23 protein-coding genes are annotated in these 23015 nt (G+C 67.0%); 7 read left to right on the forward strand and 16 right to left on the reverse strand.

Annotated elements, in window-relative coordinates; genetic code table 11:
* The first annotated feature begins 69 nt into the window (after positions 1–69).
* The 3 genes from H587_RS0108060 to modB are packed head-to-tail and all read left to right on the forward strand — an operon-like array spanning position 70 to position 2291.
* Positions 70–861 carry an ATP-binding cassette domain-containing protein gene (locus tag H587_RS0108060; protein WP_245560843.1) on the forward strand — a complete coding sequence of 264 codons (792 nt, stop codon included), beginning with the start codon at positions 70–72 and terminating at the stop codon, positions 859–861.
* On the forward strand, positions 858–1583 hold the full coding sequence (gene modA, locus H587_RS0108065; RefSeq protein WP_027175841.1) for a molybdate ABC transporter substrate-binding protein: 726 nt from the start codon (positions 858–860) through the stop codon (positions 1581–1583). The genes H587_RS0108060 and modA overlap by 4 nt, the downstream gene beginning before the upstream one ends.
* 9 nt (positions 1584–1592) lie before the next feature.
* Positions 1593–2291 carry a molybdate ABC transporter permease subunit gene (gene modB, locus H587_RS0108070; RefSeq protein WP_051202539.1) on the forward strand — a complete coding sequence of 233 codons (699 nt, stop codon included), beginning with the start codon at positions 1593–1595 and terminating at the stop codon, positions 2289–2291.
* A gap of 55 nt (positions 2292–2346) precedes the next feature.
* On the opposite strand, the gene H587_RS0108075 is transcribed toward modB, so the two are convergent.
* The 4 genes from H587_RS0108075 to H587_RS20555 form a co-directional block, all read right to left on the reverse strand.
* A complete protein-coding gene (locus tag H587_RS0108075) occupies positions 2347–2598 on the reverse strand; it encodes a hypothetical protein (RefSeq protein ID WP_027175843.1) in 252 nt (83 codons plus the stop codon).
* A 111-nt stretch (positions 2599–2709) separates the two neighbouring features.
* Positions 2710–2985 (reverse strand): HU family DNA-binding protein, encoded by a 276-nt coding sequence (locus H587_RS0108080; protein ID WP_027175844.1) that lies wholly within the window; start codon positions 2983–2985, stop codon positions 2710–2712.
* 364 nt (positions 2986–3349) lie between these two features.
* Complete coding sequence (locus H587_RS0108085) at positions 3350–4024, reverse strand: response regulator (protein ID WP_027175845.1); 675 nt, start codon at positions 4022–4024, stop codon at positions 3350–3352.
* Positions 3993–5732, reverse strand: coding sequence for a PAS domain-containing sensor histidine kinase (locus H587_RS20555; protein WP_169432761.1), 1740 nt, complete (start codon positions 5730–5732; stop codon positions 3993–3995). The genes H587_RS0108085 and H587_RS20555 overlap by 32 nt, the downstream gene beginning before the upstream one ends.
* Positions 5733–5906: 174 nt before the next feature.
* On the opposite strand from H587_RS20555, the gene H587_RS0108095 reads away from it, so the two are divergent.
* On the forward strand, positions 5907–7190 hold the full coding sequence (locus H587_RS0108095) for a cyclic di-GMP phosphodiesterase (protein WP_051202541.1): 1284 nt from the start codon (positions 5907–5909) through the stop codon (positions 7188–7190).
* Here H587_RS0108095 and H587_RS17785 read toward each other — a convergent pair.
* The 12 genes from H587_RS17785 to H587_RS0108155 all read right to left on the reverse strand — a co-directional run bounded on the left by H587_RS17785 (position 7153) and on the right by H587_RS0108155 (position 20630).
* Positions 7153–9354 (reverse strand): ATP-binding response regulator, encoded by a 2202-nt coding sequence (locus tag H587_RS17785; protein WP_324350124.1) that lies wholly within the window; start codon positions 9352–9354, stop codon positions 7153–7155. The genes H587_RS0108095 and H587_RS17785 overlap by 38 nt on opposite strands.
* A gap of 171 nt (positions 9355–9525) precedes the next feature.
* A complete protein-coding gene (locus tag H587_RS19615; protein WP_051202542.1) occupies positions 9526–10977 on the reverse strand; it encodes an SPOR domain-containing protein in 1452 nt (483 codons plus the stop codon).
* A 20-nt stretch (positions 10978–10997) separates the two neighbouring features.
* The gene (locus tag H587_RS0108110; protein WP_027175847.1) at positions 10998–11939 is read right to left on the reverse strand and encodes a type II secretion system F family protein; all 942 of its coding nucleotides are present in this window, start codon (positions 11937–11939) and stop codon (positions 10998–11000) included.
* A 9-nt stretch (positions 11940–11948) separates the two neighbouring features.
* A complete protein-coding gene (locus H587_RS0108115; protein WP_027175848.1) occupies positions 11949–12911 on the reverse strand; it encodes a type II secretion system F family protein in 963 nt (320 codons plus the stop codon).
* The gene (locus H587_RS17795; RefSeq protein ID WP_084630539.1) at positions 12908–14302 is read right to left on the reverse strand and encodes a TadA family conjugal transfer-associated ATPase; all 1395 of its coding nucleotides are present in this window, start codon (positions 14300–14302) and stop codon (positions 12908–12910) included. Before H587_RS17795 ends, H587_RS0108115 begins: the two co-directional genes overlap by 4 nt.
* Positions 14299–15480, reverse strand: a complete 1182-nt coding sequence (locus H587_RS17800; protein WP_051202543.1) for a CpaE/TadZ family protein — start codon at positions 15478–15480, stop codon at positions 14299–14301. Before H587_RS17800 ends, H587_RS17795 begins: the two co-directional genes overlap by 4 nt.
* A 14-nt stretch (positions 15481–15494) precedes the next feature.
* Positions 15495–15770: a hypothetical protein gene (locus H587_RS17805; RefSeq protein ID WP_034608866.1), complete on the reverse strand. Its 276-nt coding sequence runs from the start codon at positions 15768–15770 to the stop codon at positions 15495–15497.
* 12 nt (positions 15771–15782) lie between these two features.
* Positions 15783–17201 carry a type II and III secretion system protein family protein gene (locus tag H587_RS0108135; RefSeq protein WP_027175849.1) on the reverse strand — a complete coding sequence of 473 codons (1419 nt, stop codon included), beginning with the start codon at positions 17199–17201 and terminating at the stop codon, positions 15783–15785.
* A 15-nt stretch (positions 17202–17216) separates the two neighbouring features.
* Positions 17217–18050 (reverse strand): Flp pilus assembly protein CpaB, encoded by an 834-nt coding sequence (gene cpaB, locus H587_RS0108140; protein ID WP_027175850.1) that lies wholly within the window; start codon positions 18048–18050, stop codon positions 17217–17219.
* Positions 18051–18059: 9 nt separating this feature from the next.
* Positions 18060–18605 (reverse strand): A24 family peptidase, encoded by a 546-nt coding sequence (locus H587_RS0108145; protein WP_027175851.1) that lies wholly within the window; start codon positions 18603–18605, stop codon positions 18060–18062.
* 151 nt (positions 18606–18756) lie between these two features.
* The gene (locus H587_RS0108150; RefSeq protein ID WP_034608922.1) at positions 18757–18936 is read right to left on the reverse strand and encodes a Flp family type IVb pilin; all 180 of its coding nucleotides are present in this window, start codon (positions 18934–18936) and stop codon (positions 18757–18759) included.
* A gap of 305 nt (positions 18937–19241) precedes the next feature.
* Positions 19242–20630: a sigma-54-dependent transcriptional regulator gene (locus tag H587_RS0108155; RefSeq protein WP_027175853.1), complete on the reverse strand. Its 1389-nt coding sequence runs from the start codon at positions 20628–20630 to the stop codon at positions 19242–19244.
* 258 nt (positions 20631–20888) lie between these two features.
* Here H587_RS0108155 and H587_RS0108160 point away from each other — a divergent pair, with 258 nt between their 5' ends.
* Genes H587_RS0108160 through H587_RS0108170 form a run of 3 tightly spaced genes read left to right on the forward strand, consistent with a single transcriptional unit; the run spans position 20889 to position 22998 of the window.
* Positions 20889–21293: a TadE/TadG family type IV pilus assembly protein gene (locus tag H587_RS0108160; RefSeq protein ID WP_027175854.1), complete on the forward strand. Its 405-nt coding sequence runs from the start codon at positions 20889–20891 to the stop codon at positions 21291–21293.
* The gene (locus H587_RS0108165; protein ID WP_051202544.1) at positions 21256–22524 is read left to right on the forward strand and encodes a vWA domain-containing protein; all 1269 of its coding nucleotides are present in this window, start codon (positions 21256–21258) and stop codon (positions 22522–22524) included. Before H587_RS0108160 ends, H587_RS0108165 begins: the two co-directional genes overlap by 38 nt.
* Before the next feature lie 9 nt (positions 22525–22533).
* Positions 22534–22998: a TadE/TadG family type IV pilus assembly protein gene (locus tag H587_RS0108170; RefSeq protein WP_027175856.1), complete on the forward strand. Its 465-nt coding sequence runs from the start codon at positions 22534–22536 to the stop codon at positions 22996–22998.
* Positions 22999–23015 lie beyond the last annotated feature (17 nt).

Raw genomic sequence — 23015 nt, forward strand, 5'->3', positions numbered from 1 at the left:
CGCACGCACGCCGCCTGCCGTCGGCTTCGGAACCCGACTGTTCAGGGACAGACGCTTCAAGGTCCTGTCATGCTGATGGGCGACGAAAAAACACGCGCGTCGACACGCGACCACAGGGGCCTGTCCGCCCGTCTGGTCAAGCGCCTGGAACATTTCTCCATCGACCTGGATCTCCGCTGCCCGGCCGGACGCCTGCTGGCCGTGGTCGGCCCCTCGGGGGCGGGCAAGACGCGGCTGCTGCGCTGCATCGCCGGGCTGGAGCAGCCGGACGAAGGCCGCATCCTGGTGGACGGGGAATGCTGGCTGGACACGGCCGCGCGCCGCCGCCTGCCGCCGCAGCGCCGTTCGGCGGGCCTGCTCTTTCAGGAATACGGTCTCTTCCCGCACATGACCGTGCGCGAGAACGTGACCTTCGCGGCCCATCCGGCCTGCGACGTGGACGGCCTGTTGGAGACCTTCGGCATCGCCCCGCTACGCTCCCGCAAGCCCGCCGCCCTCTCCGGCGGCGAACGCCAGCGGGCGGCCCTCTGCCAGGCCATCGCCCGTCGCCCCCGGCTTCTGCTTTTGGACGAGCCCTTCTCGGCCCTGGACATGGAAAACCGCTTCGCCCTGCGGGCGGAGCTCCTGCGTCTCAAGGACGCCTGGGACATCCCCGTGCTCTACGTGACCCACGACCTGGCCGACGCCCTGGCCGTGGGCGACGCGATCCTGGCCCTGCGGGCGGGCCGTTCCGATCCGTCCTGGCTCGAACGTCAGACCGGGTTGTTGCGACGCGACCAGGACCGTCTGCGCGCCCGGCTTGATCCTCCGTCCTCAGTCCCTCTCCTTACCTCATCCGCGACAACAAGGAGCCGCCCATGAAACGATTGCTCATTCTGCTGTCCCTCTGTTTCGCCCTGGCCTGCGGGCAGGCCTTCGCCGCCGAAACCCTGACCCTGGCAGCCGGGGCCGGGTACAAGAAAATGGTCGAGGATCTGAGCGCGGCCTTCGAAAAAGAATCCGGCATCAAAGTCGAGCGGCTTTACGGCAACATGGGCCAAATCACCGGCATGGCCCGGGAGAGCGGTAAGATCGACATCGTGGCCGGGGACAAGCGCTATCTCGACGGCACGGACTTGGCCTTCACCGGGGAGACGGCCATCGGCAAGGGCCGCCTCGTGCTGGCCGTGGCCAAGGGCGCGCCCATGGCGAGCCTGGAGGATCTGACCAACCCGGCGGTCAAGCGCGTGGCCATGCCCGACGCCCAGAAGGCGATCTACGGTCGCGCCGCCGACGAGTACATGGACTCGGCCAAACTGCGCGACGCACTCAAGGACAAGCTCATCGTCGTGGCCACCGTGCCCCAGGTTTCGGCCTACGTGCTCAGCGGCGAGGTGGACGCGGGCTTCATCAACCTCACCGACGCCCTGGCCATCAAAGACAAGGTGGAACGCATCCTGACCGTGAACGAGGCCGCCTACAAGCCGATCCTCATCGTGGCCAAGCCCCTGGCCCAGGCCCCGCACGCCAAGGCGCTGGAACGCTTCATGGCCTTCCTCGGCACCCAGGCGGCCCGGGACATCGCGGTGAAGCACGGTCTCTAGCGACGGGACATGGCGATCTGGAGCGCGCTGGCCGGCGAGGACGCCCTCGGGCCGATCTGGCTCAGTCTGCGGGTGGCTCTCGTCAGCCTGCCGCTCTTCGCCGTCTCCGGCGTGATCCTGGGCTGGCTGCTGGCCCGAAGGCGCAACCGGCTCACCGCCGCGTTGGACTTTCTGGTCTCCCTGCCGCTGGTCTTCCCACCCATCGCCACGGGCTTCCTGCTGCTCCTGGCCCTGGGACGCCGCAGCCCCGTCGGCCAGGCGCTCCAGTCCATCTTCGGCCTGGAGCTCATCTTCAGTTTCTGGGGCGTGGCCCTGGCCTCTTTCGTGGCCGGGCTGCCGCTGGCCGTCAAGCCGGTCCAGACGGCCATCCGCGCCGAAACACTCCAGCTCGTGGACGCGGCTTACGTGCTCGGCAAATCGCCGCTGACGACCTTCTTCCGGGTGGTTCTGCCGAACATCAAGGGCAGCGTGCTCGTGGCCGTCTTCCTGGCCTTCGGCCGTTCCCTGGGCGAGGTCGGGGTGACGCTCATGCTCGGCGGCAACATCGTGGGCAAGACCAACACGGTCTCGCTGGAAATCTACAACGCGGTCTTCACCGGGGACTACGACCGTGCCCTGGCCCTGACCGCCCTGCTCGGCGGTTGTTCACTGGCCATGCTCTGGCTCGTACGGCGGGCGGGAGGTGGACGGAGCGAAAGCGGCCGTTGAGCATGTAGGAGAAAAGGAAACGACGTTCCCCGGGGGGGCCGGGGCGCGCAACCGGCTACTCTGAGCAGGCTCCGTGGGCGCCGCAGAGCAGACTCAGGCGTTGGAGCACGTCGGTGCAATGCCCGTTGAAGTCACAGGAAAGGTGGTGAAAGCTCTCGATCTTCCGCAGGAGATCCTCGGGCAGCGGCTCGGCCAGGGAGCAGTACGCCTCGAATTCCTCGTCCGTGACGTGCTCGACCCAGTCGAGCAGTTCATAGACGACGTCCTTGATCCCCAGCAGCTTCTGGATGGCTTCGATGCGGTGCATGAAGTGCTCCTCCACCGCCCAAAAGGAGGGCGGGCCCAAAGGGCCCGCCTCGCGCACCCGAAGGACGGCCCTTCGGGTGTCAGCCTTACCTCAAAAAAGGGGCTCGGGCAACTAATTCACGGCCTTCTTCAGTTTTTTGCCGACCGTGAACTTGACCACCTTGCGGGCGGCGATCTTGATGGGCTTGCCCGTCTGCGGGTTGCGGCCGGTCCGCGCGGCCTGCTTCTTCACGGCGAAGGTGCCGAAGCCGGCCAGCTTGATCTTGTCGCCCTTGGACAGGGCCTTGAACATGATGCCGATGATGCCGTTCAGGGCCCGTTCGGCGGCGGCCTTGGAACTGAGACCAGCCTTGGTTTTCAGCTTCGCGACCAGATCAGCCTTCGTCATGTTTCCTTCTCCTTTCCTAGATGTCGTCCCGTTCCCATGAGGAAACCGGCCACGGGCCGCTCTCCCCTGCGCTCACGCTCCCGCCTTCCCATGCCGGGAAACGTGGCGTCCTCTTCGCGCCTGCCCGGGCTCGCCGGTCAGGCTCCGGTTCGGTTCCCGCGAAAAAGGGTTTTACGCGCGGACCCCGTTCCATGCGTCCTTGCCGAGGTATCGGCCGGAAACCCTGGTGACGCGGAGGTTCGCGCGGCCGAAACCCGTTTGTCTTAGAACTACGGTGAAAACGGGAGTATTGTCGATGGGGAGAGTTCCCAATTCACCTGGGGAAATCTCCCGGATCGCGGGCTTGGGGAGCCCCGGGAGGAAATCAGCTGGACCAGGCGTCCAGATCGATGAGACCGATGCGGGCGGCGTAACGGATGAGTTCCACGGTATTCTGGAGACCCAGCTTGCGCATCAGGTTGGTGCGATGGTTCTCCACGGTCTTGGGGCTGACGAAAAGGTGCTTGGCCACGTCCTTGGCCGAAAGTCCCTCCGCAAGCAGGCGCAACACTTCCTGTTCACGAGTCGTGAGGGTCTGGTAAGGCTCCACCGCCGCCCGCGACTCACCCTCACGGGTCAGCAGCTTGGCCACCACCTCGCGCGACAACGCCCCGTCCAGGAAGACGTCTCCCCGGCTCAGTGTCTCCAGGCCGGAAAGCAGGCTCTCGGTGGCCGACTCCTTGATCATGTAGCCCATGGCCCCGGCCTGGAAGGCCTCCACGATGTAGTCGGCCTTGGAATGCATGCTGATGACCAGAAAACGCGTCTGGCTCAAGTGCGGCCGCAGTTCGCGGATGACGCACAGGCCGCTCTTGTCGGGCATGGAGATGTCCACGAGCATGATGTCGGGGCGAAGCGCGCGGGCCAGTTCCAGTCCCTCGCCGGCGCTTCCCGCCTCGCCGATCACCTCGAAACGGGCGTCACGGCCGATTATGGTCTTGAGCCCTTCGCGGAACAGGGGATGATCGTCAACGATGAGAATCCTCTTCCGTGTCTCCATCTGCCCTCCTGGCGCATGGAATCTCCACCACCAACCGCGCCCCCTTGCCCGGACTGGACAGGATCCGCAGACGCCCCCCCAGGATGTGGGCCCGCTCGGCCATGCCGCGCAGCCCCATGCGGTTCTCACCCTCGGCCGCGGCCAGGACCGTCTCCGGGTCGAAGCCCACGCCGTCGTCCTCCACGCGCAACAGAATGTGCGGATGGGAGGATACGATGCGCACCCGGGCGCTTGCCGCGCCCGAATGCTTGCCCACGTTGGTCAGTCCTTCCTGGATGATGCGGAAAAGGTTGACCTCGACACCGCTTTCCAGTTCCATATTCTCCATCCCGGCCGAGGAGAAGTCAACAGCGACGCCCGTTACGCCGCTGAAGTCCTCGCAGTACTGGGCCACGGCCCGCACCATGCCGAGTTGGTCCAGGGACGGAGGCCGCAAATCGTAGGCGATCTCGCGGACCGCGCCCACCGTGTCCTGCAGCGTCCGACTGATCAGGGAAGCACGTTCCCGGGCCTCGGGGCTGACCAGCCTCGGCCCGGCCAGCAAGGTTTCCAGCAGTATCTTGAGCGAGGTCAGGTTCTGGGCCACGTTGTCGTGCAGATCGCGGGCGATGCGGCGGCGCTCGGATTCCTGCACCTCCAGCATCTGGCGCGTGAGGGTGCGAATCCGGGCGTTGGCCTCGCGCAGTTCACTGGTCCGCTCGCTCACCCGCCGCTCCAGATCCTCCTGGATCGACTCCAGGGCCATCTGGGCCAGCTTGATCTCCGTGATGTCCGAATGGGTGCCCACGATGCGCAGGGGACGGCCGTCGGAATCCCGCTCCATCACGCTGCCGCGCGACAACACCCAGCGCCAACGCCCCCGGCTGTCGCGGATGCGGAATTCCGCCCTGTAGGCAGGAACCCGGCCCTCCAGATGGTCGCGCAAGGCCTCCAGAACCTGGGCCTTGTCCTCGAAATGGATGAGACTGCCCCAAAACACCTGGGCCGCGTCCACCTGACCCGGCTCGAAGCCCAGGAGCCGGTAATAGCTGTCGCTGAAATAGGTCTCGCCGGTCTCCAGGTCGTGGTCGAAGACGCCGTCGGAGGTGGCGTCCAGAACCATACGCAGCCGGGTCTCGCTTCGGCGCAGGGCGTCGCGGGCGCGCTGGTGCTCGGTGACGTCGTGGAACACGCCGACGTAGTGCGTGACGCGGCCCTCTGCGTCATGCAGGGAGTCGACAGCGGCCCAAAGGGTCACCGAGGAGCCGTCCCGACGTTCGAAAACGACCTCACCCCGCCACTGCCCTTCCCTTTCAAGGGTGGCGAAGATCACATCGCGCAGAAACGACGCCGTTGCCGGACTGCACGCCCGCAACAGGCCGTGGGCCATGAATTCCTGGTTGTCGACGCCCAGGATGCGTGCGTGCGCTCGATTGGCGTACACCGGACGAAAGGCCGCATCGCGGATGGCCATGCCGTCGCTGGAATCCTCCACGGCCTTCTGGAACAGCCGCATGCGTTCCTCGGTCTCCCGGCAGGCAATCGCGAAGCGGCTCACGCCGCGCAGGGCCACGACGGCCAAACCCATGCCCGCAAGAAGCGCGGCGGCCATCACCCACCACCAGTCTCCCGGCCGTTCCCAGAGCAACCACGCCGCGCAGCCCCCCCAGAGGAGGAAAAGCGCGCTGGAGGCGGTTACGGCCGCGCGTAGCGGAAGTCTTCTCTTCATGCCCTGCTCCATGAACGCCCGATCACTGGCCGAGGACCACTCGACGGCCATATAGCAATGGGACAAAGCCGTTGACAACCATTCCGCCACCCCAGGTTCGTCTTGCATTTCCCAGGGATTGTCCGCATAGTCCGGAGTTGGAGAGAGGAGCCCGACCCCCTCCCCCCACGAGCCATGAGCGACCTGAACATGCCCGAATACAAGGTCTCGGTGGACCAACTCCGCCCCGGGGTCTTCGTTCGCCTGGAAAAGGTCAACTGGTTCAACCATCCCTTCCTCTTTTCCAGCTTCAAGATCAGGACGCTGGCCGAACTGGAGGTTCTGCGCAGCCTGGGCGTGACCGAGGTGATCTGCGTCCCGGAGAAAAGCGACTGTCTGCCGGGACCGGCCGAAGCCGCGCCCCAAGCCCCAGCGGCGGCCGATCCCGGGAAAAATCCGGCCGCGGACGCCCTCTGGCGGGTGAAAAACGAACGCATCGAGCGCCTGCGTCAGAAGAAGCTGCGCATCGCCGAGTGCGAGGAGCGTTACGCCGCCTCCCTCAAGGACATCGCCCAGATCATCCAGGGACTGTCCCGGGGCAACTCCCAGTCCGTGCAGGACGCCCTGGCCTTCGTGGAACGCATGGCGGATCATTTCCTGCGCGACACGGAATCCACCCTCCAGCTCATGAATATCCTACCCCAAGGGGAGCGCACTTACTCCCACGCCCTGAACGTGGCCGTGCTCTCAATGATGACCGGGCGCGACGCGGGTTGCTCCGCTCGGGAACTGACCAGCCTGGGCATGGGCGCCCTGTTCCACGACATCGGCAAGACCAGGATCGAAAAACGTGTGCTGCGCAAACGCGGCTCCCTGACCAAGCCGGAACGGGAACTGCTGGAGCGCCATCCCCAATACGGCCAGGAAATGCTGGAGGCCATCCCGGAATTTCCCCGCGAGGGGCTGGACGTGGTGCGGCAGCACCACGAGCGCATGGACGGCTCGGGCTACCCGAGCGGCCTGTCCGGGGCGTCCATTGATCCGGGGGCCCGTATCGTGGCCATCGCCGACATCTACGACAACCACTGCAACCAGCCCGACCCCGAGGACTCCTTCACGCCCTACCTGGCCCTATCCTACATGTTCACCCAGCAGAAACACCTGCTGGACAAGGACATGCTGGCCCTGTTCATCCGCTGTCTGGGCGTCTACCCGCCGGGCACGGTGGTCCAACTCTCCAACGGAGCCATCGGCATGGTCATGGCCGTGAACCCGGAGAACCAGCTTTGCCCGAGCCTCGTGCTCTATGATCCGCAGATTCCGAAGAAGGAAGCCCTGATCATCGACCTGGCCGAGGAGCCCGACCTCAGGGTGGAGAAAAGCATCCGACTCAAGCATCTGCCCCAGGAAATCTTCGACTACCTGAGCCCGCGCACCCGCATCACGTACTACGTGGAGCCCGACGGCCCCGGACGTTGATCCCGCCGCGCCGCTTTCCCCCGCTCCCGCTCTTCTCGCCGCCTCGGCTCAGCAGTCGGCTCACGCATTCCACCAGCTGCCGCTTGAGCATGGGTTTCATGATGCAATCCGCGATGCCCAGGGACCGAAGGTGTTCGTAGGAAAGCCCCTCGCTGAAGCCGGTGCAGAGCACGATGGGAATATCCGGCCGAATGCGCAGGATCTCCCTGGCCAGTTCCACGCCGGTCATGTTCGGCATGGTCTGGTCGCTGAGCACCAGATCGAAGTCGTCGGGCCGGTAGCGGAACGCCTCCAGGGCCTCCACGCTGCTCGTCCGGGCCACCACCTCGAAGCCGAAGCCCTCGAGCATCTCCCGGCCGATGTCCACCAGGGGCTTCTCGTCGTCCACGAAGAGAACCCGGCCCTTGACCGGCAGGAGCACGGGCTCCTCGGCCGCCTCGGGGCGCTCCAGGGTTGCGGCGCGGGGCAGAAAGACGTGGAAAGCGGTCCCCTGCCCGGGCTCACTCGTCACGCTCACCGCGCCGTCATGGCGTTTGACGATGCCATGGACCACGGCCAGCCCCATGCCCGTGCCCTCTCCAGGCTTCTTGGTGGTGAAGAAGGGATCGAAGATGCGCTCCTGCACCTCGGGCGGCATGCCGTGGCCGGTGTCGCTCACCGAGAGCCGCAGGAAGAAACGGGCGTCGCCGAGCCCTTCCGCCGGGACCGGCCCTCCCGGCTCGTCGGCGTCGGCCAGGGCCACGGTCAGGATTCCGCCTCCTTGGCGCATGGCATGGGCCGCGTTTGCGCAGAGATTGAGCAGAATCTGATGCACCTGGGTGGGATCGGCCAGAACCAGATCTTCGCGGGCTCGCAGGTCCGTCCGGATGGCGACGTTGGCGGGCAGGCTGGAGCGCAGGAGCTTGAGGGCCTCCTTGATCAGGGGGCCGAGCTTCAGGCTCTGTCGCTCCTGTGGACCCTGGCGGCTGAAGTTGAGGATCTGGTCCACCAAATCCCGGGCCCGGCTGCCCGCCGACAAAATCTCGCCCACCCGCCTCTCCAAACCTGGATCGTTGCCCGCGCGGCTGAGTACGATCTCGGCGTAGCCCATCATCACGCCAAGGATGTTGTTGAAATCGTGGGCGATGCCCCCGGCCAGCGTCCCCAAGGCCTCCATCTTCTGGGCCAGACGCAGTTGATTTTCCAGGGCGCGACGCTCGGTGATGTCGTAAAAATAGCCTCTGATTTCGCGTAGTTCACCGTCACTCCCCAGAACCCCGTCGAAGCTGCCGATGAGAAAGACCGGTTCCCGGCCGCGCCCCCGATAGACGAGTTCCAAGTTGCGCAGCCTGCGACCCGAGCAGGCCAAGTCCAGCAGCGAGGCGGCGTCGCCGCGCTCGAACTCCAGGGAGCTGAAGTCGAAGCCCCTCGCCTCACGCGCCGAGGCGTAGCCGAAAAGATGGGCGAAGGACTCGTTGCAATCGAGAATGGCGCCGTCGGGTCCAGCCACGAAATTGCCGGTGATGTCCTCCTCGAAGAGCACGCGGTAGCGCTCTTCGCTCATGCGCAACCGGGCCATGACCTCGGCCCGCTCGGCGATGTCCCGGCGCAATTGCTCGTTGGCCCCGTTCAACTCCCGGGTGCGTTCCTCGACCCGCTGGAGCAGCGTTTCATTCAATTCGCGCAGCTTGTTCTCGGTGTGCCACTTGCTGCACAGGGAGATGGCCAGCTGGCGCAATTCCTGGGCCCGGAAGGGCTTGTGCAGGAAGAGGAGCTTCTCGGGCGGGGGAATGCGCAAATTCAGTTCGCGCAAGGTCACGTCGGCGTAGGCCGTGACCATGACGATTTCCACGTTCTGGTCCATGCCGCGCAGGCGCTCGGCGGCCCAGACGCCGTCCGGCCCCTCGGCCAGGCGCACGTCCATGAGGGCCACGGCGAACGGCCTGCCCTCGGCCTGAGCCTCCCCGGCCCGGGCCACGGCCTCTTCGGCCCGGGAGCAGAGCGTGACCTCGAAGCGCGGCCGATCCTGCCCCGCGTCCGGCGTCTCGCCGGGCCGGGAAAACAGGGCTTCCAGCACGGAGGCCTCCTCGGCCTCCACACAGAGGATGTCGCGGTAGAGGGTGAGCATGCCCGGCTCGTCGTCCAGGGCCAGCACGCGGTAGACGGTCTGCCCGTCAACGGACAAGGCGGCGCTCCTTTGTTCGATGGTCGGCCCCCCGCCGGGGCGGGATTCAGGCCGAGAATAGGGCATCGCCGGGAAAAATGGAAGCGTGGGAAGATCCGGCCCGCCCCCGGAACGCGCGCGGCCGGGGGGACGTACCGCGCGCCAGGGGCGGGCCGGGGGGGGAGAGACGTGTCAGAGTCCGGCCAGGACAGGGGCCGCGCCCAGCACATGTTCCCGGCGATACAGGGCGGCGTGATCCAGATGCAGGGCCAGGAGCAATTCCGGCCGGGCTTCGGCGGCTTCGTGGGCGCTGGCGTAGCTGCCCGCCAGAACCCGATACCAGACGCCCCGCTCGGGGATGTCCGCCCGGCAAACGTCGGCCGCGATGCCCTGGCCGCGCAACCGTTCCACATAGCGTCGCGCGTCGGCCTCCTCCTTCCAGGAGCCGACATGCACCCCCCAGGGCGCGGCCGCTTGCGGCGCGGTCTCGTGGACTTCGGGTCGAGGCTGCTCCGGCCGCTCACCCTGGGTCCGGGGCAACACGTCTCCGGCCGTGGGCACGGGCACGGACGAGCGCACGGTCTCGCCCAGCCCGGCGCCGCTGTCGGCGGGCAGGCCGGACTCCTTGAGCGGGACCGCGACGCGCGGCCGGGCCGGAACCTGTGATGAGACGGCCGCCGGAGCCTGATAGGACGCGGGCACGGGCTTGGCCATCGTCGCGGCGGGGCGGATCGCCGGGGGCGGGGCGGAAACCGGCGCGGTCTCCCGGAACTGACCGGCCATGCGCGCCCGCTTGAGGTTTTCCACGGCCGTCACGTAGTAGGACGGCGCGGCCTCGATGGCCCGCTGGAAGTACTCGGCAGCCCGGGCGGCATCACCCTGCAGAAGCAGAACGTAGCCAAGGTTGTTCATGGCCTTGGCCTCGTCGCCGCCGTAACGGAATGCCTCCAGGGCCTCCTGCTCCCGGCCTAGGCGGGCCAGGGCCAGGCCGAGGTTGTTGTAGGTGCGGGCGTCCGCGCCCCCGGTCTTCACGGCCGCGCGCAGATGCCCCAGGGCCTTCTGGGCGTCGCCTTGCATGAGCCAGGCCAGGCCCAGGTTGTTGCGCACCTCGGCGCTGCCCGGATGCACGGCCAGGGCGGCCTCATAGTCGCGCACCGCCTCGGCGTACTCGCCCCGATGCCCCCGGAGCACGCCCAGGGCATTGCGTGCGCGCCAGGCCGAGAAATCGCGATCCACGGCCTTGCGCAGCAGGGCCTCGGCCTCGCGGTCCAGTCCGGCTTCAAGATACAGCAATCCCGCGCCCTCGTTGGCTCCGGCATGGTCCGGGTTCTTGGTCAGGACCGCCTGGAACTCCTTGAGCGCGGCCTCGTCCATGTTCCCCAGGGCCAGCATGGCGCCCTTCTTGGCCCGGTAGTCCAGGTTCTCCGGTTCCTTGGCCAAGGCCCGGTCATAAGAGATCAAGGCCAGGTCGGGCTTGCCCCGCTCGGCGTTGACGTCGCCCTGGCGGGCCTCCTGCTCGGCCGTGAGCGGCGTGGTCTCATCCTTGGCCGCCAGCATGTCCCGGACTCCGCCGCCCTGGGTGGCGGTGGCGGCCGAACATCCAGCCAGAAGTCCCAGCAGAAGCAACAGAGCGACGGTACGCATGGCGATTCCCCTTTTCCGGCTCACTGACCGAGCCGGGTGAAGACATCCATGAGCTTGAGCCCGGCCGGGCCCATGATGGCCACGAACAGCGCGGGCAGGATGCAGAAAATGAGCGGCAGGAGCAGCATCACCGGCAGCTTGGCGGCCTTCTCCTCGGCCCGCTGGTAGCGCTTGGTGCGCAAGGTGTCGGAATAGACCCGCAGGGTCTTGGCCACACTGATGCCGAAGACATCGGCCTGGATGAGCAGCGTGCAGAGACTGTTCACGTCCTCGATGCCCACGCGCCGCGCCAGGGAGCGCAGTGCCTCCTGGCGCTGCTTGCCCGCGCGCAGCTCCAGGGTGATCTGGCCCAACTCACGGCTCACCGTGGGCCCGGAAAGGACCAACTCCTCGCTGACCCGATGGATGGCCTGATCCAGGCCCATGCCCGACTCCACGCAGACCACCAGGAGATCCAGGGCGTCCGGCAACTCATCGGTGAAGGCGATCTTGCGCGCGGTGGTCCGGGTGTGGAGCCAGTAGTTCGGGGCGAAGCAGCCGACGCTCGCCAGGGCCACGGCCCCGAGCATGGCCCCCGGCAGGGAAAGCGTGAGCCCGCCCGAAAAGGCCGCAAGCAGGAAGAGCGCGGCCGGAATCACGGTCAGGGCGGCCTTCACGCCCTGGAAGACCAGGGCCGCGTTGGGGCCGCGCAGTCCAGCCTGGACCAGGGCCAGACGGTTCCTGGACAACTCGGCCTCGTCCTTGGGCCCCAGGCTCCGGCCCAACTCCCCGACCACGCGCGTCAGGCCGCGCCGCAGCCCGGCCGTCGCGCTCCGCCCACCGCCGTCCGGGAGCCCCAGGCCGCGCCGCAGCCGCCGGGACTGGCCGCCGCCTGAGGCCCGGCCGAACACGCCCAGGCTCAGCAAGAGCACGGCCGAGGCGGCCAGCGCGGCCACGAGCAACGGGATCAGGGCGGCGTCCACGGCTTTCCCCTAGACCTTGATCCGGATCATGCGCCGGATGATGAGCGTGCCGGTGCCCATGGACATGAGCGCCACGGCCGTGAGCAGGCGGCCCAGAGGCTTGTCGAAGAGATCCGCGAGATAGGCCGGATTGAGGAAATTGATGACCAGGGCGATGCCGAAGGGCAAGGCCAAAAGGATCATGGCCGAGAGGCGGCCCTCGGCCGAGAGCACGCGCACCCGGCCCAGGAGCTTGAAACGTTCACGCACGAGATGGGCGATGTTGCCGATGATCTCGGCCAGGTTGCCGCCGGTTTCGCGCTGGATGTTCACCGAGACGACGAAGAACTTCAGGTCCGGACAGTCCACCCGGGCCAACAGGGCGCGCAGGGCCTCGTCCATGTCGGCCCCGAAGTTGATCTCGTCCAGGGTCTGGCCGAACTCCGGGCCGATGGGGTCCTCGAACTCGTCCACCACCATGCGCAGACCGCCCTCGAAGGTGTGCCCCGCGCGCAAGGCCCGGGCGATGAGATCCAGGGCCTCGGGCAACTGGCGCTGGAAGGCGGCCATGCGGCCGCTCCGGCGGTGGCGCAGCCAGAACAGGGGCAGGAAGGCCAGGGGCAGCCCGGCGGGCACGGCCAGGAGGAGCAGGCCCGAGGCCAGATACACGGCGTAGAGTCCAGCCACCCAACAAAGCAGCCCGGCCAGGATGTAGACACCCGGAGTGCCGGGGGCCCCGGCTTGACGTAGGAGGCGACGCAGGTCCGCGCTCCAGTCCACGCGGGAAAGCAGCCGGTGGAACCAGGGAAGCTCGCTCAGGGTCTCCCGCCGCAGCACGTCGCGCGCTTCGACTTGGCCCCCGGAGATGCCGGTCAGGCGGCGGCGCACCTGGCGCTCACCGCGCGCGGACACGGCCCGGGAAACGAAAAAAGCCACGGCCAGGGCGATGAACACCAGAGCGGTGACGCCGCCGCCGACGAGAGCCGCGATCATGCCCTCACCTCCTCGGCGTACTGGGCGAACAGGCCGGGCTCGAAGACGATGCCCTGGGCCTCCAGCTTGGCGGCGAATTTGGGGCGGATGCCCCGGGCCAGGAAGCGGCCCTGGACCCGGCCGTTCTGGCCCACGCCGGTCTGCTCGAAGGCGAAAATCTCCTGCATGGTGACGGTGTCGCCCTCCATTCCGGTGATCTCCTGGAAGGAAAGCAGCTTGCGCGACCCGTCCATGAGCCGGGAGTTCTGGATGATCACGTCCACGGCCGAGGCGATGTAGCGCTTGAGCGAACGGTCGGAGATGGAGAGCCCGGCCATGGCCACCATGGTTTCCAGGCGCATGAGCGCGTCGCGCGGGCTGTTGGCGTGGATCGTGGTCAGCGAGCCGTCGTGGCCGGTGTTCATGGCCTGGAGCATGTCCAGGGCTTCGTGGGAGCGGACCTCGCCGACGATGATCCGGTCCGGGCGCATGCGCAGACAGTTCTTGACCAACTCGCGCTGGGTCACTTCCCCCTTGCCCTCGATGTTGGCCGGGCGGGTCTCCAGCCGGACCACATGGTCCTGCTTGAGCTGGAGCTCGGCCGCATCCTCGATGGTCACGATACGCTCGTCGTGGGGGATGAAGCGCGAAAGCACGTTCAGGAGCGTGGTCTTGCCGGAGCCCGTGCCGCCGGAAATGATGATGTTCAGCCGTCCGCGCACGACGCCCTCAAGCACCCTGGCGATCTCCGGGGTCAGGGCCCCGAAGCCGATGAGGTCGTCCACCTCCAGGGGGTCCTTGGCGAACTTGCGGATGGACAGGCTGGGTCCGTCCACGGCCAGGGGCGGAATCACGGCGTTCACGCGCGAGCCGTCCAGCAGCCGGGCGTCCACCATGGGCGAAGACTCGTCGATGCGCCGCCCCACTCGGGAGACGATGCGTTCGATGATCTTGCGCAGATGGGTGTCGTCCTTGAAGCGGGCGTTGGTCAGGACCAGCTTGCCCGAGCGCTCCACGTAAATGCGGCGGTAGGTGTTCACCAGGATGTCGTTGACCGTGGGGTCCTTGATGAAGGGCTCCAACGGCCCCAGGCCCAAAACCTCGTCCTGCATCTCCAGGATCAGGGCCCTGCGTTCGGCCTGGTTCAGCGGCGCTCCCCGGAAGTCCTCGCGCAGGAGGGTCTCCACGGCGCGCACGATCTCGGCCCGCATCTCGGTCTCGGGCAGGGCCCCGAGCAGGGTCAGGTCCAGCAGGTCGATGAGCCGCGTATGCAGTTGGGTCTTGATCTCGTAGTATTGGTCGGCCTGGGTGGCGGCCACTGGCTCGGGAGCGGCCGCCCTGGGCGCAACCAGGGGCGCGGGGGCCGGACGCGACCCATTGGAGCCCCGTGACAGACGCGCGGCGAGATTCATGCGACCCCCAGCCCCTGGGATGCGGTCTTGCCGCCGGAGCGCAGACGGCGCAGCAGCCCAAGGAATCCCGGACGGGCGGCCGGAGCCTCGGCGAATCCGCCCAGGTCCGCGGCCATGCGGCGCAAGGTCCGGGCCAGCCGCGACTTGGGCGCGGCCTCGGTCACGGCCCGGCCCTGGTTCAGGGCCGAGAGCGCGGAACGGGCGTCGTCAGGCAGGAGCCAGTCCAGGGCATGCCCCAGGACCTCGGCGGCCTCGACCGGGTCGATCTCGGACTCGGCCAGATGGCGATTCATGGCGAGCCGGACCTTGTCCGCCAAACCCTGGCGGCGCAGCTCCTCCAGGAAGGCGCGAGCCCGGGCCAAACACGGCAGGGTCGGATTGAGCACGAGCACGGCCCCGTCCACGCGCCGCATCAGGTCGATGGCCTGTTCTCCGGCCACTCCCGCGTCCAGGACCAACAGGTCGAAGAGCCGGGACATCTCGGCCAACAGATGCTCGCGGGCCGAACCGTCCAGCTTGGCGCGGCCGTCCGCCGGAGCGGGCAGCACCCCCAGTCCCGTGGAGTGCCGGGTGATGATGCTGTCCAGGAAGGTGCCGTCCAGGCGGGCAAGATTGTTGACCACCTCCTCCCAGGTGTAGGCGCATTCGAGGTCCAGAAAATACGGCGTCTCGCCCTGGGGCTCACGCAGATCCAGCAGGCCCACGCGGCCGGGACGGCTCCGGTTCGTCTCCAGGGCCAGGTTCACGGCCACGGTGCTGGCCCCCACTCCGGGCTTGGCCCCGATGACGGCCAGGGTGCGGCCCGTGTCCCGGGCCTGTTCGCGGCCGCCGCCGCGACGCTCGCGGCTGCGGGCCAGAGCCTCGGCCAAGTCGCGCGCCGTCGCGGGCAGGGGCAGAAATTCCGTGACCCCGGCGCGGATGGCCCGGATGAGCAACTCCGGCGATGGTTCGCGGCCAACCAGGAAGACCTCGCCCACGCGACCGCCGCGGCGGGCCCGCTCCAGGCGGTCCAGCTCCGCTCCGGGTTCCGCCCCAGGCTCGAACACGAGCAGGTCCACGGGCCCCGGCTCCTTCCCGTTGAGGTGGACCCCCGGGCACTCCCGGGCCGCCTGCTGGAAGATACGCTTGGCCTCTGGATCATGCACGGCCAGGGTGACGGAGATGGTGTCGACGGTCATGGTTCCCTCCCAGCCTACTTCTTGTCACCCGAGTCGCCGAAGTTCAGTTGGAGCGTCTTCTGCGTCTCGGAGGAGGACGTGGGCGGCTTGCGGTAGTTGTCCATGACGCCTTGGGCATAGACGCCGTCCAGGCCGACCACGGGGGCGTCACCGGCCGGGGCTGCGGCCAGTTTCTGGGCCGCCACGGCCTGGCGCACCGAGGCCCCCAGGGGCTCCTTGAACTCGTCGGCGGCGCACCCGGCGCAGGCCAGGAAACCGATGATGGCGATGGCGGTCAGCAGCCTGGTCATCTTCCCTCCTCCTTACCTGGGCAGCATATGCCCGAATTCGCCGTCGAAACCTTCGGCCCGACCGGACGGGCTCTTCGCCTTGGGAGCGGAACCGGCGACGCCGGACCCGCTTCCCCGTCCCTCGACCAAGCCGAGCATATAGAACTCGTAGTCGTCGGGTTCGCGGAAGCCGTCGGTGGGCAGGCTCTGCTTGGCCACGTCCAGAGGCTTCACGAGATGTGGGGTGATGATGATGATCAGCTCGGACTCGTTCTTCTGAAAGTCGCTGCTGCGGAACAGGGAGCCCAGCACGGGCACGTCGCCCAGCACCGGGAACTTGTTCATGTTCTCGCGCAGGGAGTCCTTGATGAGCCCGGCGATGGCGAAGCTCTGGCCGTTGCCCAGCTCCACCGTGGTCGAGGCACGGCGGCTGGTGATGGACGGGACATTGAAAGAGTTCACGGTCACGGCCCGGGAGTAGTCCAGATCCGAAACCTGCGGCTCCACCTTGATGTTGATGGTGCCGGAGTCAAGCACGGTGGGCGTGAACTTGAGGCCCACGCCGAAGGGCTTGTACTCGATGCCCACGGTACCCAGACCCTGGGGCACGGGGATGGGCACCTCGCCGCCGGCCAGGAACTCGGCGGTCTGACCCGAAAGGCAAATCAGGTTCGGCTCGGCCAGAATCTTGATCAGGCCGTTGGCCTTGAGGGCGTCCACGAAGTAGCTCAGGCTGTTGCCCGCGCTGCCCACGCTGGTGGTGCCCGCTATGCCCACGTTGTTGGAAAGGGTGAGCGCCCCTTCCTCGTCCAGGTAGGTCAGACGGTTCAAGAAGCTGTAAAGAATCTCGTCGCCGGACATGAACCGGAAGTTGAACCCCAGACGCTTCATGACGCTGCGGCTCATCTCGGCCACACGCACCTCGAGCATGACCTGCTGGACCCCGCCCACGCGCAGGAGGTTGACCACCTTGCCCGGCGCGGAGGCCTCGGCCAGGGACAGGGCCGTGGCCAGATTCGTGGCGCTGGACACGCTGCCGGAAAGAGTCACGGATTCGCCCGAGGATAGGACGCGGATGCCCGCCTCGCTCGGCAGGACGGTGTGCAGCATGTGCTTGAGCTGGGTCACGTCCGGCACGACCTCCAGGTCGTAAACCGCGTTCACCCGATCTCCCGGGCCCCAGAGGGTCAGGTTGGTGGTCCCGGTCTTCTTGCCGGTGATGTAGATCTGCCGTGGCGAGATGAGCACCAGCTCGGCCTGTTCCGGCGCGGCCAGGGAGATGCGGGCGATGTCCGAGTCGCTGTTCAGGATCAGGGACTTGCCCGCCACGAGCTGAACGGCCTGGGGGGCCTCGGTGGCCAGGATGCGGAATCCCGGCCCGGCATGGGCGGCCTGGGTCCAGCACAGGGCCAGAACCAGGGCTGCGGTGAAAAAGGATCGACGCGCGTTCATGGCCGTTCCTCCGCGCTAGAAGCGCACCCGGTCGCGAGTTCCGCCGCGGATCACTTCGACCTCCACGGCGGGGCGCGGTGCGGCCTGGGCGGCGGCCTTGGGCCGAACCTGGACGGGACGCAGGGAGGCCAGGGTGGCGGCCGTATCCGCACCGTTGGTCAGCACGGTTTCCTGGTCGGCTTCGTTCCTCAGGGCGAAGTTGAGCGTGCCCTGTGTGGCGGCCAGGGCCAGCTTTTCGCTCTCCTCGGGAGTCAGGTCCAGGGTGTAGACGTCCACGGAGGACGGCTTTTCACCGTCGCCGGAAGGCTCCAGCTCCGTGCCCGTGGCCAGGACCGGAACCTTCTCCAGCACGAGCTTGGTCACTTTCTCCTCCCGCTCGCCGACAGGCAGGGTCACGAGCACGTCCACCAGATTGCCGGGGCGGATGAACCCGGCCAGTCCCATGACCTTGTTGCCCTTCACGGCCATGGCCCTGCGGCCCGGGCCGAGCATGGCGCTGATGCCGCCCACCTTCACGTCCTCGGGAGCCAGACGCGGAGCGGTCACGGCCTCTCCCTTGCCCACGGACTGCGCCAACACGCGGCCCACCAGAGACTCCTGCGCACGGAAGGACTGGGACGGTTCGCTGCCCTCGACGAAGGGAGCCAGCCGAAGCATGCCGGGCTCGATCCGGGCGCCCTTCGGCATGTCGGTGGCGGCGACAACAACCTGCACGGTCCGCACCGTGACCTGGGCCACGGGCGCGGCCGGAGCGCGGGCGGAGAGCCACCGGAAGACAAGCAGACCGGCGGTCAGGGCCAGGACAAGGGCCAGGACCATCTGCAGCAGGGAGCGGACGGTTCTGCTCACGACAACCTCCTAGAGGCCGAGGGTTCCGCGTTCCCAGGCCGTGTAGACCAGAGTGAACACGGTGCCGGCGGCGATGGCCAGCCCGTAGCACAAGCGCGGCAGAGGCCTGCCGACGGGCGCGGGAACCGGCGCATATTCCAGCTTGCGGGTGGCCAGCAGGACCAGGAAGGCGTCGCGGATGTTGCGCAGGACGCGGGGCAGCAGCCCCAAGCGCAGGAGCATGAACAGGGCGTAGAGCCCTCCCGCCAGGCAAGTGAAAAGAAAGGCGCTGAAGACATCGGCCGCGCCGAGCCACGCGCCCACGGCGGCCATGAGCTTCACGTCGCCCCCGCCCATGAGGCGCAGGAGGAACGGCACGAGCATCACGGCCAAGCCCAGGGCCAGGCCGGCGGCGCTGAAGGCCAAGCCGTCCAGGCCCCGGGCCAGCCCGTGATAGGCCAGGCCGGCGAACATCGCGGGAAGCGTGAGCAGATTCGGAATCTTCTGGTCCCAGAGGTCCGTGACCACGGCCACGGACAGCATGACGCAGACGATTGCGCCGATGAGCAGATCCATGTCTCTCCCCTCCTGATCCGCTATGCCCGACGGCCGGTTCCCCCGTTTTCCCCCCGGGGGGCGCGGGGCCCGCGGTCCTTTCAGGAAAAGTTCCGCGAGCCCCGCCCATCCGTCGTTTCCCGCGCCGGGCGCGGGGTCTGGTCGTGCGGGATCAGCTGCCGGTGCTGGTGGTGGGCATCTTTCCGGCGATGGTGTCGAAGGTGCCGCTGACCTTGGTGCCCAGGGTGGTCACCGCGGTGATGATCACGGCCGCGATGAGGGCGGCGATGAGGCCGTATTCCAGAGCGGTCACGCCTTCCTCGTCCTTGAACAGCTGCATCAGTCTGGTCATCATGATCGTTCTCCCCTTCTTGGTGGTTTCCGATTCCGACCCGCGCCGCCGGGATGGAGGCGCGGCCGATGTCCCATATGAGCAATGGCCGTGCCAGGACGTGTCTCGCTAGCACAGGCGAGATATTTTATTCTTTTAAATCATTGTGATGAAGAAATGAGACAGCCGCCACGGGCCTCGCGAAGTAAGCCCTGGCGAAGAGGAGGAATCTACGATTCGTGGATCACACGGTTTTCATGCGAAGCGTGAATGATAGAATAACACACTGAATAAACCTATCTTTTCGCCAGTCCACTATTCATGGATCACTGAACCCGCAGGCAGGCTATCGGGTCCAGGCCGTGCTTCTGGAGTTTGTTCCACAGGTTCTTGGCCGTGATTCCCAGCAGCCGGGCGGCCTCGGTCTGGACGCCCCCGGCGCGGCGCAAGGCTTGCACGATGAGGCCCTTTTCATACTCGTTCACAGCGCGCTTGAGCGGCAGGCCGATTTCGGGTGGGACGATTTCGGGAATCGGCTCGGCCCGCCGCTGCAGCGCCAGCGACAAATCCGCCGCCGTGATCCGGCCGGAAGCCGCGAAGATGGCCGTGCGCTCCAACGTATTGGCCAGTTGGCGGACGTTGCCCGGCCAGTCCTGGGCCTGGAGGAGCCGCAGGGCGTCGGGAGCCAGGGACAGCGGCTCCCCCCCCAGTCGGCGGCCGATCCGGTCGAGGAAGAAATCGGCCAGCAAGGCCAGATCCTCCTTGCGTTCACGCAGGGGCGGCAGATGGATGGCGGCCACGTTCAACCGATAGTAGAGGTCCGCCCGGAACTCCTTGGCCTCCACGCGGTCCCGCAGATCCTGGTTGGTGGCCGCGATGATCCGCACGTCGAAGGTCACGGGCCGCGAGCCGCCCACGCGCTCCACCTGCTTCTGTTCCACGGCGCGCAGGAGCTTGGGTTGAAGGTGCAGGGGCATGTCCCCGATCTCGTCCAGGAGGATGCTGCCGCCCTGGGCCATTTCGAAGCGGCCGCGCCGGGCGGCGGTGGCCCCGGTGAAGGCCCCCTTCTCGTGGCCGAAGAGTTCGCTCTCCAGAAGGTTTTCCGGGATGGCCGCGCAGTTCAGCTTGACGAAGGGACCGGCCGCCCTGGGGCTCAGGGCGTGGATGGTGTCGGCGACGAGTTCCTTGCCCGTACCGGACTCGCCGGTGATGAGCACGTCGGCATCCAGACCGGCCACCCGCTGGAGCATGTCCTTGACCCGCGACATGGCTTGGCCCTGGCCGATGATCCGTGACAGGGGCCCCTCGCGCTCCAAGGTCGTACGCAAGGCCTGGACCTGGCCCTGGAGGCGGCGTTTCTCCAAAGCCCGGCGGATGACCACCTCCATCTCGGCCAGGCTGAACGGCTTGGTGAAGTAGTCGTAGGCCCCGCGCTTGAGGGCCTCCACGGCGGAATCCCTGCTGGAAAAGGCGGTCATGACCACGATGTCGGCCAGGGGCGCGGCCCGCTTGAGGTGCGGAAGAGCCTCGATGCCGGACATGCCGGGAAGCATGACGTCCTGGAGCACGAGGTCGAAATCCCCAGCCTCGGCGAGACGGATGCCCTCCTCGGCAGAACCCGCGACATCCACCTCGAATTCCTTGTCCCGCAAGGCCTCCACGAGCATCCCCCGGAAGGCCGCGTCGTCGTCCACCACCAGAATCCTGGCCGTCATGGCTTCCCCCTGGGCGGCATCGGCCACCCCTCATGACCCTAGCCTCTCCCGGTCTGGAAATCCACAAAAAATAGATCGCCACATCACACACAGGGCTGCAATCCGCAGTGCAAGGAAATTTGCATAGAAAAAATTATTTTATACTTCAATATGATAAGTAAAAAAATACACCGCCAGCGAAATTCTCATGCCCCTTGGTACGGGGGTTGCTTTTGAGAGACTATGGAACGGAACCGAAACGGATCAAGCGAGGATGCCATGCGCAAGCGACATGCACGAGGGCGCGGACAGCGGGGGATGGCGGCGGTGGAGTTCGCGCTCATCCTGCCCGTGCTGGCCGCCCTGTTTTTCCTGATCCTGGAGGGCGCCAACGCGATCCGCACCTATTCCATCATCTCCGAAGCCAGCCGCGAGGCCGCCCGGCTGGTGCTCCGCGAAGGCAGCACGACCAACGTGGAATTCCTGGTGCAGTCCCTGACCGCCGCGCAACTCCCGGCCGCCAACCTGAACACCAACGTGACCGTCAACAGCGAGCAGAAGACCGTCACCGTCGAGGTCGATTATGACTACCAAAGCATGCTCGGTTCCCAGTCCATGGTCGAAACCTTCAACAGCGGCCAACCCTATGTCCTGCTTGCCCGCACGACCATGCCGCTGCCGTAGGCGCCAGCGCGGCGCGGTCCATGTCCTCGTGGCCGTGCTCATTCCCATTCTGTTGGGCGCGGCCGGGCTGGCTCTGGACCTGGGCAACCTCTATCTGGCCCAGACCAGGCTCCAGGCCGCCGTGGACGCCGGGGCCCTGGCCGGAGCCCTGCAACTGCCCTACGACCCGGACCTGACCAAGGACATCGCCAAGCCCGCGGCCATCGACATGGTTCACACCAACTACGCCGAGGCCCAGATCCAGAACGTGGCCGCCGGTTCCGAGGTCCGCAGCCTCTGCGTCACGGCCACGGCCCAGGTGAACACGCTCTTGCTGGGCGTGCTGGGAGTGAATTCCGGCAGCGTGGCGGCCCAGGCCTGCGCCGGATTCAACAATCTGGAAGTGGCCCTGGTCATCGACAACACGGGCAGCATGAAGGGCACACCCATCAGCCGCGTGCGCGAGGCCGGCGCCGACCTGGTGGACCTGATCATCCCCGACGGCGCGGCCCCGAACACCCGCGTCGGCCTGGTGCCATTCCGGGGCAAGGTCAAAGTTCTGGACGCCGAGGGCTATCCCTCGGGCTGTCTGAACGCCGACGGTTCGCTCAACGTGGGCATCCACCCCGACTTCATGCCCCTCTACTACGCCCTGCCGTATTACACCCGGAGCCAGATCAACCTGGACACCTGCACCAGCATTCCTCCGGTGCACTCGCTGACCACGGACAAGGACGAGATCATCGCGGCCATCACCCAGATGGACGCCCTGGGCGCGGGCTCGGGCACGGTCATCTCCGAAGGCATCAGGTGGGGCCGCGAGGTTCTCACGCCCGAGGCTCCCTACACGCAGGGCAGCGCCGACGATAAGATCCGCAAGATCATGATCGTGCTCACCGATGGCGACACCGAGGACGGCACCTGCGGCGGCAGCTACGCCATGTCTTACACGCCCAACAACTACTGGACCAACGCCTACTACGGCATGAAGGTCACCAACTGCCACTGCGAGAACGGCGGCGGCCTGAACCAGGCCATGCTCGCCGAAGCCCAAAAGGCCAAGGATGCGGGCATCGAAATCTTCTCCATCCGCTTCGGCGTCTCGGACACCACGGACATCCAGCTCATGAAGCAGATCGCCTCCAGCAAGCCCGGCACCACCGACCACTACTTCGACGCGCCCTCGGCCGAGGACATCCCCGAGGTCTTCAAGCTCATCGGCAAGCAGCTCGGCTGGCGGCTGCTGAACTAGGAGGCGGTCATGCGACGCAGGCGTTCCAGCTTTTCCCGCGGCGTGGCCGCCGTGGAGATGGCCCTCATCCTCCCGGCCTTGCTGCTCATGGTCTTCGGCCTGCTGGAGAGCGGCAACCTCTTCCTCTCCTGGCTCACGGTCCAGAAGTCGGCCGAGATGGGCGCACGCTTCGCGGCCACCGGCCAGGGCGAGGACGAGGGCACCCGTCTGGCCCAGATCGTGGAACAGACCAACGTCCTGCTGAGCACACTCCCAAGCGCGGGTTCCACGGTCTCGGTCAGGAGCTGGCCCGGCCTGGACACCAGCGGCCCCGGAGTCAGCGGCAGCGCGGGCCAGCCCTGCGGCGTGGTGGAGGTCGGCGTGTCCTTCCTCTACAAGCCCATCACGCCCTTCATCGGCGACGCACTGCCGGAAACGGTCCAGCTCACCGGCGCGGACCGCAAGGTCAACGAGCCCTGGAAACCCTGCCCCTGATTTCTCCCCGCGCCCTC

This window comes from Desulfovibrio aminophilus DSM 12254 (genome assembly GCF_000422565.1).
Classification (GTDB): Bacteria; Desulfobacterota; Desulfovibrionia; order Desulfovibrionales; family Desulfovibrionaceae; genus Aminidesulfovibrio; species Aminidesulfovibrio aminophilus.

Excerpts from the sequence above, each read along its gene's own strand:
- H587_RS17800 (WP_051202543.1), bottom strand. The coding sequence starts at position 15,480 with ATGACCGTCGACACCATCTCCGTCACCCTGGCCGTGCATGATCCAGAG.
- H587_RS0108095 (WP_051202541.1), top strand. The coding sequence starts at position 5,907 with ATGAGCGACCTGAACATGCCCGAATACAAGGTCTCGGTGGACCAACTC.
- H587_RS17805 (WP_034608866.1), bottom strand. The coding sequence starts at position 15,770 with ATGACCAGGCTGCTGACCGCCATCGCCATCATCGGTTTCCTGGCCTGC.
- H587_RS0108085 (WP_027175845.1), bottom strand. The coding sequence starts at position 4,024 with ATGGAGACACGGAAGAGGATTCTCATCGTTGACGATCATCCCCTGTTC.
- H587_RS0108135 (WP_027175849.1), bottom strand. The coding sequence starts at position 17,201 with ATGAACGCGCGTCGATCCTTTTTCACCGCAGCCCTGGTTCTGGCCCTG.
- H587_RS17795 (WP_084630539.1), bottom strand. The coding sequence starts at position 14,302 with ATGAATCTCGCCGCGCGTCTGTCACGGGGCTCCAATGGGTCGCGTCCG.
- H587_RS0108155 (WP_027175853.1), bottom strand. The coding sequence starts at position 20,630 with ATGACGGCCAGGATTCTGGTGGTGGACGACGACGCGGCCTTCCGGGGG.
- H587_RS0108075 (WP_027175843.1), bottom strand. The coding sequence starts at position 2,598 with ATGCACCGCATCGAAGCCATCCAGAAGCTGCTGGGGATCAAGGACGTC.
- H587_RS0108165 (WP_051202544.1), top strand. The coding sequence starts at position 21,256 with ATGTCCTGCTTGCCCGCACGACCATGCCGCTGCCGTAGGCGCCAGCGC.
- H587_RS0108150 (WP_034608922.1), bottom strand. The coding sequence starts at position 18,936 with ATGACCAGACTGATGCAGCTGTTCAAGGACGAGGAAGGCGTGACCGCT.
- H587_RS20555 (WP_169432761.1), bottom strand. The coding sequence starts at position 5,732 with ATGAAGAGAAGACTTCCGCTACGCGCGGCCGTAACCGCCTCCAGCGCG.
- H587_RS0108160 (WP_027175854.1), top strand. The coding sequence starts at position 20,889 with ATGCGCAAGCGACATGCACGAGGGCGCGGACAGCGGGGGATGGCGGCG.
- H587_RS0108060 (WP_245560843.1), top strand. The coding sequence starts at position 70 with ATGCTGATGGGCGACGAAAAAACACGCGCGTCGACACGCGACCACAGG.
- H587_RS0108145 (WP_027175851.1), bottom strand. The coding sequence starts at position 18,605 with ATGGATCTGCTCATCGGCGCAATCGTCTGCGTCATGCTGTCCGTGGCC.
- H587_RS19615 (WP_051202542.1), bottom strand. The coding sequence starts at position 10,977 with ATGCGTACCGTCGCTCTGTTGCTTCTGCTGGGACTTCTGGCTGGATGT.
- modB (WP_051202539.1), top strand. The coding sequence starts at position 1,593 with ATGGCGATCTGGAGCGCGCTGGCCGGCGAGGACGCCCTCGGGCCGATC.
- modA (WP_027175841.1), top strand. The coding sequence starts at position 858 with ATGAAACGATTGCTCATTCTGCTGTCCCTCTGTTTCGCCCTGGCCTGC.
- H587_RS0108080 (WP_027175844.1), bottom strand. The coding sequence starts at position 2,985 with ATGACGAAGGCTGATCTGGTCGCGAAGCTGAAAACCAAGGCTGGTCTC.
- H587_RS0108170 (WP_027175856.1), top strand. The coding sequence starts at position 22,534 with ATGCGACGCAGGCGTTCCAGCTTTTCCCGCGGCGTGGCCGCCGTGGAG.
- H587_RS0108115 (WP_027175848.1), bottom strand. The coding sequence starts at position 12,911 with ATGATCGCGGCTCTCGTCGGCGGCGGCGTCACCGCTCTGGTGTTCATC.